At 40.0% G+C, this 11,713-nt stretch carries 8 protein-coding genes; 5 read left to right on the top strand and 3 right to left on the bottom strand.

The window, feature by feature from the left end; all coding sequences use genetic code 11:
* Positions 1-1,499 (top strand): NACHT domain-containing protein (locus RM368_RS36185; RefSeq protein WP_416212288.1); only part of this gene is annotated, 1,499 nt, incomplete at its 5' end.
* 273 nt (positions 1,500-1,772) lie between these two features.
* On the opposite strand, the gene RM368_RS36180 is transcribed toward RM368_RS36185, so the two are convergent.
* Together RM368_RS36180 and RM368_RS36175 are read right to left on the bottom strand one after the other, a co-directional pair.
* On the bottom strand, positions 1,773-2,228 hold the full coding sequence (locus RM368_RS36180; protein WP_194042486.1) for a cupin domain-containing protein: 456 nt from the start codon (positions 2,226-2,228) through the stop codon (positions 1,773-1,775).
* A 315-nt stretch (positions 2,229-2,543) separates the two neighbouring features.
* Positions 2,544-3,323, bottom strand: a complete 780-nt coding sequence (locus tag RM368_RS36175) for a cysteine hydrolase family protein (protein ID WP_322698526.1) — start codon at positions 3,321-3,323, stop codon at positions 2,544-2,546.
* Positions 3,324-3,502: 179 nt separating this feature from the next.
* Here RM368_RS36175 and RM368_RS36170 point away from each other — a divergent pair, with 179 nt between their 5' ends.
* The 3 genes from RM368_RS36170 to RM368_RS36160 are packed head-to-tail and all read left to right on the top strand — an operon-like array spanning position 3,503 to position 5,370.
* On the top strand, positions 3,503-3,745 hold the full coding sequence (locus RM368_RS36170) for a hypothetical protein (RefSeq protein ID WP_322698525.1): 243 nt from the start codon (positions 3,503-3,505) through the stop codon (positions 3,743-3,745).
* Positions 3,746-3,766: 21 nt separating this feature from the next.
* A complete protein-coding gene (locus RM368_RS36165; protein ID WP_322698524.1) occupies positions 3,767-4,501 on the top strand; it encodes a hypothetical protein in 735 nt (244 codons plus the stop codon).
* On the top strand, positions 4,498-5,370 hold the full coding sequence (locus tag RM368_RS36160; protein WP_322698523.1) for a hypothetical protein: 873 nt from the start codon (positions 4,498-4,500) through the stop codon (positions 5,368-5,370). Before RM368_RS36165 ends, RM368_RS36160 begins: the two co-directional genes overlap by 4 nt.
* A gap of 2 nt (positions 5,371-5,372) precedes the next feature.
* On the opposite strand, the gene RM368_RS36155 is transcribed toward RM368_RS36160, so the two are convergent.
* Positions 5,373-10,844 carry an AAA family ATPase gene (locus RM368_RS36155; RefSeq protein ID WP_322698522.1) on the bottom strand — a complete coding sequence of 1,824 codons (5,472 nt, stop codon included), beginning with the start codon at positions 10,842-10,844 and terminating at the stop codon, positions 5,373-5,375.
* A gap of 280 nt (positions 10,845-11,124) precedes the next feature.
* Here RM368_RS36155 and RM368_RS36150 point away from each other — a divergent pair.
* Positions 11,125-11,713: Na+ dependent nucleoside transporter N-terminal domain-containing protein (locus RM368_RS36150; RefSeq protein WP_322698521.1), on the top strand; the 589-nt coding region annotated here is incomplete at its 3' end.

Here is an 11,713-nt window from a genome sequence, read left to right as displayed (position 1 = left end):
ACGCCGCAGCCAAGTATGTCCCTGACATCGCCAATATCCTCAAGGATGAAAAGGTGGACGCCAACGTTCGTAGAAGTGCGGCAGAGGCATTGGGTAACTTGGGAGACGCCGCAACCAAGTATGTCCCTGACATCCTCGCCTTTTGGCTAGCCCTCATCTTCGCCTACCCGAAATTTCCCCAAGTCCAAGCCATCTTCTTCTGGAACCCATGGGTACGCCGAATCTTAGGCGTCGGCTACGTCGGCTTTCTCCTCACCTGGTTTCCCCCCTTCCGGCGCAAATTATTTGAACCATTCAAACCTTCCCTATTAGCCGATGCCGGCTTAGATAATTTTTCTGACCAATCATACTTCCCAGAATCTAAAGTCAAAGTTCCCACTTCAGGAGACATCCAGCCAATTACCGCAGCCCTCCCCAGTATTCAAGGACAAATTATCTTAGAAGGAGATTCCGGCTTAGGCAAGTCGATGTTTCTCCGTCATCTCTTGAAAAATCAAGAGCGCATTGTCGTTTATCTCCCCGCCCAAAAATGTCACAAAGGCGTAATTGAAGCCATCCAAGACAAGCTACACGGCCAAGCCCAAGATGCCGGCTTCCTAAAAAACCTAATTTATAGTGGCGCGATAGATATCTGCATCGACGGACTCAACGAAGTTACCGCCGAAACACGGGCAAAAATCTGCCAGTTTGTCGAAAGCTATTTCCGGGGTAACATTATCATGACTACCCAGCCCCTAGAGTGGACACCCCCCTCAACAGCCAAGATATATAAATTGCAGCCCCTTGAACAACAACAAATTCAAGAGTTTTTGATATCCCGTCAGCCGCGACTCCCCCAAGATGCCAAAATTCAAGGTGCTGATTACGCCAAAGCCTGCACCGATTATTTAACAGAAGTCTTCCAACAGCAACAAGCCAAAGAAGAGTTAGACGCTGTCCGCCGAATTCTTTCCAATCCAATGGATCTAACAGTAGTAGCGCTGATGTTATCACAAGGCAAACAGCCAAACTTGTTTCGCCTGCAAGAACAGCAATACAATTTAATGGCGGCAGAATACCTGAAAGAATGGAATCAAGAATTTCCCTTAAAGAAATTCTCAGCCGCCGTCTACCAAATGCGACTCGAAGACAAACAAGCCTTACCCGCCGATGAATTTCACCAAGTCGCCATGTCTTTGTCAGACGAAAAATACAAAATGGTAGTCAGCCGTCAGTGGCAAGATGAAAAAGGCGAAGCCAAGAAAGAATGGTATTTCCGCCACGATAAAATCATGGATTTCTTCTTAGTGCAAAACTTTCTCGGCGAAACTGATGCCGCCGAAGGACTATTAGTTGATAGAATGGGCGACCCCCGATTTCGTGGCGTTTATTTCTTGCTAGCAACCTTACTTGAGATAGATGCAGCCAAAAAACTGCGGGAAGAATTGATTCAATACGCCGCCGACACCAAAGACAATACGGTGAGTAATACCTTTGTGCAGTTATTGCGGACTAGATAGTGCAATACGCTTGGCTTTGTGGAAATTTATCTGTTAAAGCAGGCTGTTCTTGAGCAGGAAAGGCAGGGGCTACGGTGTATGCACAAGTTTGAAATAGCATTACTTGGTTTTTCGCGTCAGTTTTACCCCACCCTAACCCTCCCCTTGCAAAGGGGAGGGAACAAGATTTCTTATTTCCCCCCTTTATAAGGGGGGATTAAGGGGGGTAATTTGACTTGTGTGTACACCGTAGCCTTGTAAGAGAGAGAAATAGAAGTAAGGTTTCAAATATCTTTAACAGGGCATCAAAGCATCAAATCTCCCTATTACTGCCATATCTTCTTCATCTAACTCCGCCGGAATCCCACTGCGAATCAATTCCGAAAAGTCTTCATTGGGAATCATCACAGTCAACGTGTACAAGCGAGTAGAACCAGTATTTTTAATCAAATGAGTACCAGTGGGAGGGACTAATAAACTATCTCCAGCTTTGATTGTGGCACTCTTGCCGTCACATATAGCGATCGCTTCTCCTTTGAGAACAAAAAACATTTCCACCGCCCACTGATGGCGATTTGGGGGCGTTTGTCCGCCAACATCAAAAATTTCTATGCAGCAAGTCAAAGAAGTATTAGCATTTGTCGAATCGAAGATAATTGCTAATCGATTAGAGGCGTCGGGACTGATGCGATATACTTGGTAATCTTTGCTAGATTTGATAACCGGAATTACACAACGAGTAGCGTACATTTATTTATCCCCTCTGAAGTTATCGATGGGTATGAAAATTTCTAAAATCTGAGTACTGAATCACAGAATTTTTAGATTTTAAATTTGAGATTTTGGATTAAACGCTCACACCGTATCCCTGCGGGTAAGCAAGCTATGCGTGGCGTTTCGTAGGAAAGTCTTAAATTTAAAAAAGTCTGAGAGCAAGGGAATTTAAACGCGAGAACAAATCTAAAATCTAAAATTCTTGATCGTTCGCGCAGCGTCCCGTAGGGAAGAAAGAGCATTAATGCATGGGATCAATCTAAAATCTAAAGTCCAAAATCCAAAATTGATTCACTCCTCACCATTTTGCAGCGCTGTTAAAATTTCTTGCGAGTCAGTGACAAAACCGAAGCATTGTTTGACATTATACAATGTCGCCAGCCAACAATATTCAGGAGAAGTTGTGGCGGTGCAGTCTTTAACCAATACGCAGTCATATCCTAAGAAGTTGGCATCACATAAGGTAGTCAGCACACATTGATCGACATTAATACCAGCAAAAAATAATGTTGTCCTTCCCAAATTCCGCAAGATACTATCTAAGGGTGTATCCCAAAACCCACTCATGCGGTATTTATCCACACGAATATCTTCGGGAATCTGTTCTAGCTCGTCTACTACTGCCGCAGCCCAACTACCTGCCATAAGTACTCTAGCACCATTGCTTGGTAGTGGATCGCCCAATCCCACACCTTCCCCTGTAGGATTATAGACGTGGCGCGAACTAGCACTAATATTGAGCAAGTCGGGGCGATTACCCCAATTTATCCAAATGACTGGAACGCCAACCTCACGCAGTTCGGGAAGTAAGTTGTTCAAAGGTTCAATAGGCTGACGCGCTGGAGTTACGTCTACACCGATATGCGCTAACCAGCCATCAGGGTGACAGAAGTCGTTTTGCATATCAATGACGAGGATAGCAGTCTTTGCCAAGTCTAGGCGCAGGGTTTTAGTTTCTGTTGATAAAATAACCGGTTGTGGGGTCTTTTGAGGACGAGTGATATCTGCGATCGCATCATTCACTGTCCACGCATTTGGTGCAACTCCTAATGTCCGTAATGGTAAATTCATAAAATTCCAATACCCAACACCATTTTCTATTTTGTAACTTGAAATTCAAGTCAAAATACAATTACTTAATCAAGGTTAAATATGGTGAACTACCTACACTTCCCTGACAAGTAAGTATAGGCTTCCCAATTCATTGGAGATTGGTGGGAGTTAGCCCCTTATCACCCTCTTAATTCAAGATGAATCTCTCACCGCAGGTATGGCATCTGGGGAATCAACCCCATCTCGACGCAAATCTTGCTGATAATTATAATGTTGCAGTTAATGTATATTTGGTAACTCTTTTCTGGAACGGTATAGAGCGTGAAGTTGCAGTACTGGGGATGGATCGTCGTTCGCTCATTGGAAGGGCACTACTTGAGGATTCTCATCTCAGCATAGACTTCTGTGACGAATATCTTATAGTCCTGAATAAAACCTAATTAAATCAAAGTTGACTACTTATGAATAAAGAAAACAATCAAAATAAAATAAACCAGCAACCACCAGGAAGCGATTCTAGCAAAAAAGAAGATAAAAATCGTAAAAATTGGTGGATTGAAATTGTTTCAGTAGCAGCAGTATGCTATTTGATATTCAGCCTAGTTAGCCCAATATTTATCGAACAAGGAAAACAACCAAGAAAGATAGAAGCTCCCGATCTTATACTCATTGCCATTGTTTTATTGTTCAACTCTGGTTTGCTCAGTCGACTAGAGGATTTTGGCATTTCTAAAGATGGTGGGTTTACAGCTAAGTTCAAGGAATTAAAACAAGAGGTTAATGAACAGAAAAAACAAATCGATGAACTTCAAGCACAACAGCTAGAACAACTAGGAAAACAGCAGAAAAATTTAGAACAAACACAAGCTTTTATGTTTGGTTTTTTGCTTGCCCAGAAGGATTATGAGAAAATCGATCAGCTCTATAAGCATTCTAAAGCAAAGACGAGTTATGACTTTTATGTATCAAACAATGTAGGTGATGAGTTAAGGCGGTTACGAGATTTTAAATTAATTAAGACGAACTCTGGTTATATCAGTGATGTGGTTCAAGCGAGTAATTATGGTAAAAACTCAATCGATTTAACTAAATATTTTCATGTTACAGATTTGGGCGAACAGTTTTTGTTAACCCGTGAAGCGCTACAGTCTAACAGCCAGCAAGAAATTAAAAATGCTCAGGAAACTCCAAAATGAATAGAGAGATAATCGGGAGTAAATTTCAGGATTGGTTCTGGGAAATCCAAGAGTGCGGACAAGGCCCTCACTACTACTTCAGTGCCACTTTTGCTTTGTCTGATGCTGAACGCCTTGCGGCTTTGGTGCGCCAGCATCCACTGTCAGGTTTTGAACATTGCCACTTTGTTGGCAAATTAATCAATGCACCATGTGGAAACTCCAATACTCCAGGTTCTTACGATTTGTATGTTGACCAGAGCAACTATGCTGAAGTTATGTTGGGTATACAAAGAGATGAACCTATAATTACTGTTGCACGCTATACCTGGCAAATCATTGGTGTTTGCGATCGCAATTTTGGCATTGAGTCTGGTTATGGTGGGAGAACTGGCACAAATAACCAAACTGACACTTCATTGATTGTGGCGCTGGCGCAGTCACCAGAACTCACTTTAGTTGATTGGAGAGTCGTTTCTGGAGGAGACGGTTACGCATTGGTGTTTTTTAGAACTGGCACATCAGCCGCCCAATTGCTTGCTTACTTGCAGATGCATCCCGAAAAGCCTGACTTTTTACAAATAGAAAGGGAGTTACGTTTAGCTTTATCAGATCCAGCATTGTCTAAAATTTATCGCTTGGGCGAGTGTAAAATCAATGGTTGGCAGCTGGAAGCGATCGTTTTGCATAATATTGAAAAAACCACAAGCTATGGTGGCGAAGGATGGGACATGACACCACACACCAGCGAACTTTCTAAAGTCGCCCAAATTGTTAGCGATAAGTGCCAGATTCCGGGTTGTGCAGGGGGTGCTGCACACGCGCCAAATGATTTCTATACACTCATTGGCAGCCATCTTAGCTTTGGCTACCCGCGCCAAGAGGCGTAATTTTAAATCGTAATTTGAATCACAAATTCTGTACCTTCTCCCTGTACAGAATTAACATCTAGAGTACCGCCATGTTTTTCGACAATAATTTGTCGGGCGATCGCTAATCCTAATCCTGTACCTTTACCGACAGATTTAGTTGTAAATAAATGGTCAAAAATCTTTTGTTTGACTTCATCAGACATTCCCATTCCATTATCTTGAATGTAAATTAATACTCGCTCTTTGTCTTCACTAAAACAAGTTTTAATCTCAATTTTATTATTAATTTCATGAAAATTTCGTCCAACATTAGACTCCTCTAAAGCATCAATGGCATTTGCCAATAAATTCATAAATACTTGATTAAGTTGTCCAGGAAAACATTTGATTAAAGATATATCCTCGTATTTTTTCACTACTTTAATATCTGGATGTAATTCCGATGCTTTTAAGCGATGCTTCAGAATCAAAATTGCACTGTCGATACCATCGTGAATATTAAAAGCGACTTTGTTTTCTGTATCTGCTCTGGAAAATGTTCGCAAACTATTGCTAATACTCCGAATTCGATCGATACCTAATTTCATCGAAGAAATCATTTTTGGCAAATCTTCTCGGATATATTCTAAATCAATTTCGGCAATTTTTTCTTCAATTTCTACACCCGGATTTGGAAACTTTTCTTGATAAAGATCGATCAGGTGAAACAAATCTTCAACAAAATCAACAGCAGGTTGAATATTACCTGCAATAAAGCCTACAGGATTGTTGATTTCGTGGGCTACACCTGCAACTAAATTACCTAATGCTGACATTTTCTCACTTTGCACCAGTTGTAGTTGCATTTGTTTTAAATCTGTAAGTGAGTGTTCTAATTGTTGGGCATTCTCTTGCGATCGCTGATAAAAAGAAGCATTTTCTAAAGATATGGCAGCTTGCGAACACAATAAGTTGATTACTTGGAGTCTATCATGGGTAAATACTCCAGCAATGAGATTATTTTCTAAGTAAAGGATGCCAATTAACTTCCCTTGATGGAGAATAGGGGTACACAGTAAACTCTTGGGTTGTTGTCTAATAATATAGGAGTCAGAGGTGAAGGAATTGTTCGCAGTTGCATCATCAATTACCAAAGTTTCTAAGGTGCGTTTGACATAGTTAATTGGAGTTAGAGGGATATCTTGGCTAAACTCAATGGGAATAGATTGCAGAATAGTTGGCACTTGCTGAAATATTGCGATCGCTTCAATCGCCCAAATATTATCTTTAAGTAAAATTAAAGCAGATTTTTTGGCTCCAGTATTCTCCATTACCACTTGCATTAATGTAGAGAGCAACTTCTCTAAATGAATTTCGCTAGATAATGCTTGAGAGGCTTTGAGAACACTTGCTAAATCTAAAGCTTCGGAAATGCTGGCACTGCTGGATGAAATTGTCGTATCAGCAGCCAAAGTAGACAAGGACATGTTATAAAAACTGGATACTGGTTCCGTAGGATTGAAACGAATTTTTTCCCATTGGAGAATTTGGGCGAGTAATTGAGGATAACGTTTTTCTAAATCATAGACTTTAGCTTTAGCGCCCCAACGAACATAGCAGTAGTAAGCATTTGTCAAATAGGTTTGGGCAATTTGCTCTTTACCCCATGTTAAATAAAATTTGGCAGCGAGTTCATTAGCCAGAGCTTCTTCTTGGATATATTCATTTTCTTTAGCTCCTTGAATGGCGCGATCGTACATTTCCATTGCTTGAATATATTCGCCAAGAATACGATAGCGTTCAGCTTCCACTAAATGAAACTTATGTAAATGATTCATCGGCGCATGATGCGCCCAGTTCTGCATTTTTTCCTGATTTGCTGTAACCCTTTTGAGAATGGATACTTGCTTATCTTCAGAAGCATCATAATACACGGCTAATTGGCTTAGAGAATCATAGAAATGAAATAGAGCAAGGATAATACTTCCAAGAAGACTTTCTAAATAATTCTGTACTAAGTCAGCATTTTCAATAGCATGAGTATACTCAGCAAAGAAATAATAGAGAACCAATTTATTAAAATACAACGAACAAATCATAGTTTGATCGTTGCCTTGGATATGAAGCGGCAACATGATTTCTTCATTGTAAGCATCACCAATTAAGCGGCAAGGATTTTGATTTTTCGAGAGTAAGTTAAGCACTACTTGCCGATACAGTTCATTTTTATGTAATGATGGTTCTTGACGAATTTGTGCGAGTCCTTGACTATAAGTTCCTATTTCCTGTGCTAAAGAAGATAATTCTTTCCCAACAAAATATGAACTCAAAGAATAATTACACGCACAGTAACCTGCAAATTCTAAATCTCCTGTTTCTACCCCGCTATAATAAGCTGATTGTATAGGAATTAAAAGTTCATTAAGATGCTTCTTCCAATGATTCAAACAGCCATAAACAATCATATATGTTTTAGCAATGAATTCTTTAGCATTTAATTTATCTAATAGTTTTAGACTTAGTTGACCGAATTGATAACCTGAATCAATATCTCCGACAATCCCGACAAGAATCAGCCCATAAGATGAATATCCATAAAGCGAATTAGCAGTATTTCCATAATTGAGGGATAAATTAACCTGTTTAAATAATATTAAGGGATAGAGTTCTGGGATAACTAGATAAGCGGCAGCAGCAATATTTGTCAAAATATTCATGGCTGCTAACTTATCTGGCTCAGTCATTACTTGTAACTCTAGTAACCCTTCAATAGATTTACCATCTAAAGCTAATTGTGTCTCCTGTAGTCCGCGGTTAATATCTTCTGTTGTTGGCTGTTCGGGCAGTTCTATTCCCAATATTTTGAGAACATGGAGTCCCGTTTTTATAGCTTCCCCCATTCTGTTTTGTGCTACCTGAGATAAGATTCTGACTTCGTAGGCTTTTACTCGATCTATCAGTGTTTTGCCATTTTGTAATATTACTTGTACACATTGTTCTGTCTGTTCAAAATCACCGTTAAGATGGGCGACTTCGGCAGAGGTTGAGTATAGTTTTAATGCCAATTCATACTGATGTTGCCAACAATCTTCTGTGAGTAACTTAATTCCAAAATTTGTGTATTCTACAGCGGCTTCATAAGCAGTCGAAATTTTTGCTTTATGACTTGCAGTTAAATTTAATTTTGCCAGTTCTTCTCGTTCTTCTGGTTGAGTAATTAATTCAACTCCTAAGTTTAACTGATTGACTAATTTAAACAAATGTTCTTCACGTTCTTCAAGCGAGATATCCCTCAACATCAATCGCCCAATTTTGAGGTGTACTGTCTGCTTTTGATTTTCAGGAATTAGAGAATAAGCAGCTTGTTGAACGCGGTCGTGCAAAAACTTGTAGGAGCAGGAAGTAGAATTTAGCATCGAGGAATCAGAAGTAATTATAGATTCTTCTAATTCCTGTTGATAAAACTTGTAAACTTCAGTTGTGGGTATGATTAAACCTTCTTGCAAAGCTTTCCATAAGTCTATTGCTGTATCTGATAGAGATTTTTCATAGACAATTGCGAGAGTTGCTAGGTCAAACTGATTATCAATAGAAGCTGCAAGCTGCAAAACTTTTTGAGTTGCTTCTGGTAACTTCTGTAACTGAAGCACCATAAACTCTACCACATCCTCAGTAAATGCTAATGCTCTAATCTGAGCAAGATCGCATTGCCAATGACCGATATCAAAGTTATAGTTAATTAACTTCTCTTCGTGCAGAAATTTAAGAAACTGATTAGTAAATAAGGGGTTGCCTTGAGTTTTTTGATATACTAAGTCTGTGAGAGGTAGAACAATCTCTAAGTTAGATTTTAGAGTATCAGTAATTATATGATTTAAATCTGTATGATTGAGAGAGGCTAAAGTAATAGTATGAAGATTTGCACCATCTTTCTGAATTTTTGCTAAGGTTAACATCAAAGGATGTGCTGGATATACTTCATTGTCTCGATAAGCACCAATAACTAACATATAGTGAATTTCGCTTTCACTAATTAGTAATTGCATAAACTTTAGAGATGCTGAATCTGCCCATTGTAAATCATCCAAAAATATTACTAATGGGTGTTCTTTGGTTGTGAAAACCTGAAGAAATTTTTTAAACAGTAAATTGAAGCGATTTTGTCCAGCAATCCCTGAAAGTTCGGGTACTGGCGGTTGTTGTCCAATAATTTTTTCTAGTTCGGGAATAACTTCAATAATTACTTGAGCATTTTCACCCAAAGCTGTCATAATTTTGGCTTTCCATTGTTGGAGTTGGGCATCGGTTTCACTCAGTAATTGCCCCATCAAATCTCGAAATGCTTGGACGAAAGCTTTTAAAGGAATATTGCGTTGAAATTGATCGTATTTTCCTTTGATAAAATAACCCCGTTGTCGCACAATTGGTTTATGGACTTCGTTAACAACGGCAGTTTTTCCAATACCAGAGAAACCTGCGACTAAAATCATTTCTACCCCCCTTATTCCCTCCTTAGCAAGGGAGGATTCAGGGGGGTTAGCTACTCTATCAAATGCTGCGAGTAAGCTTTCTACTTCTGCTTGCCGTCCATAGAGTTTTTCTGGGATGATAAAGCGATCGCAAATATCTCGCACTCCTAATTCAAAGACATCAATCCTGCCAGTTTCTCGCCACTGACGCCAGCAAATTTCCAAGTCATACTTCAACCCCAATGCACTCTGATACCTATCTTCGGCGTTTTTTGCCATCAGTTTACCGATAATTTCAGACAGAATTGGCGGAATTTCAGGACTGAGACTATGTACCTGTGGAGGAAGCTTTGCCAAATGACAATACACCAACTCCATCGGTTCATCAGATTTGAAAGGTAACTCTCCGGTGAGGAGTTCAAAAAAGGTGACACCCAAGGAATAAAAGTCGCTGCGATAGTCAATTCCCCGGTTCATTCGTCCAGTTTGTTCGGGAGAAAGGTATGCTAACGTCCCTTCTAGAATATTGGGATTAGTGAGGGTTTGCGTTTCTCTAGAAAGTAAGGAGGCGATACTAAAATCGATCAGTCTTATATCTTTTGTGCCAGGGTTGATCAAAATGTTAGCGGGTTTGATGTCTTTGTGAATCACCCGATTGTGATACAGTCCATCAAGAATGGAGACAATTTGCAAAGCAATGTGAAAAAATGTCTCCAACCCATCAGCAGTTCTCCCCATCCCCCCATCTCCCCACCTCGCCATCTCTTCTTGGAGAGAAATCCCTCCCAAGTCTTCCATAACTAAGGCATAGCTGTTTTGATAGTTCTCCAGGCTATAAGTTTTGATAATGCCGTCAATGTCTAGATTTTTGGCAATGGTGTACTGATTGCGGAACCGCACGAGTTCATAAAATGTCGGATACTCGCGTCGCAACAGTTTAATTACTACCGGTTTTTTATCTGATTCTCTAATGCCGCGATGCACTAGGGTTTTAGACCCCGAATAAATTAGTTCATTTATTTGATAACCGGTCAGTGCCACCATAATTCTCTTTTCCCTCTAAGGTTAATTTTTTCTTGTTTACATTTGTTGTTCCTATTAATACAAATGTGTTTAAGGTTTGGGAAGGCAATTTTGTAACAAGATATGAATGTGTGTAGGCGTAGCCCGCACTTCGGCTGCGCTCAGTGACCGTCGTAGATATCGCTAAATTCTTATTTACAGCAGCAAAACTCTAGTAATTGACTATAAAACTCCAAAAAAAGGCAGATTTTGTGTATGCTCTGTGACTAAGTGCCTTAAGAATACCCTTTCAGGAGTAATCATGGAACGCGCTATCTCTGCGTTGGGAATTTTAGTTTTTCTCAGTATATCCTACGCCTTCTCTGTTAATCGTCGTGCAGTGCGTTGGCGCATAGTCCTATGGGGTTTGGGATTGGAATTTTTGTTTGCACTTGTGATTCTTAAAACTCCTTGGGGTTTAAATGTGTTTAAATCTTTGGGAGATATTGTCGGTCAATTTTTAGCATTTTCTGATGTTGGGGCAAAATTTGTCTTTGGAGAAAATTTTAAAGATCATTTCTTTGCTTTCCAAGTGTTGCCGACAATTATCTTTTTCTCTGCCTTCATCAGCGTCTTGTATTACTACGGTATTTTACAACGAGTCGTAAATGTGATGGCGTGGATAATGATGAAAACAATGAAAACATCGGGTTCTGAATCTTTATCCTGTGCAGGTAACATCTTTTTGGGGCCAACAGAGGCGGCGCTGATGGTTAAACCTTATATCGCGAATATGACGCAATCGGAACTCCATGCTGTGATGACGGGTGGTTTTGCCACAATTGCGGCGGGAGTACTAGGAGCATATCTTTCCTCTGGCATCCCAGCAGAACATCTGATTGCTGCTTTCT

It is taken from the genome of Nostoc sp. DedSLP03, assembly GCF_034530815.1.
GTDB lineage: Bacteria > Cyanobacteriota > Cyanobacteriia > Cyanobacteriales > Nostocaceae > Nostoc.
This window is presented reverse-complemented; position numbering and strand designations above follow the sequence as displayed.

Coding starts and splice junctions, on each gene's coding strand:
- RM368_RS36160 (WP_322698523.1), top strand. CDS start 4,498: ATGAATAGAGAGATAATCGGGAGTAAATTTCAGGATTGGTTCTGGGAA.
- RM368_RS36175 (WP_322698526.1), bottom strand. CDS start 3,323: ATGAATTTACCATTACGGACATTAGGAGTTGCACCAAATGCGTGGACA.
- RM368_RS36155 (WP_322698522.1), bottom strand. CDS start 10,844: ATGGTGGCACTGACCGGTTATCAAATAAATGAACTAATTTATTCGGGG.
- RM368_RS36170 (WP_322698525.1), top strand. CDS start 3,503: ATGAATCTCTCACCGCAGGTATGGCATCTGGGGAATCAACCCCATCTC.
- RM368_RS36165 (WP_322698524.1), top strand. CDS start 3,767: ATGAATAAAGAAAACAATCAAAATAAAATAAACCAGCAACCACCAGGA.
- RM368_RS36180 (WP_194042486.1), bottom strand. CDS start 2,228: ATGTACGCTACTCGTTGTGTAATTCCGGTTATCAAATCTAGCAAAGAT.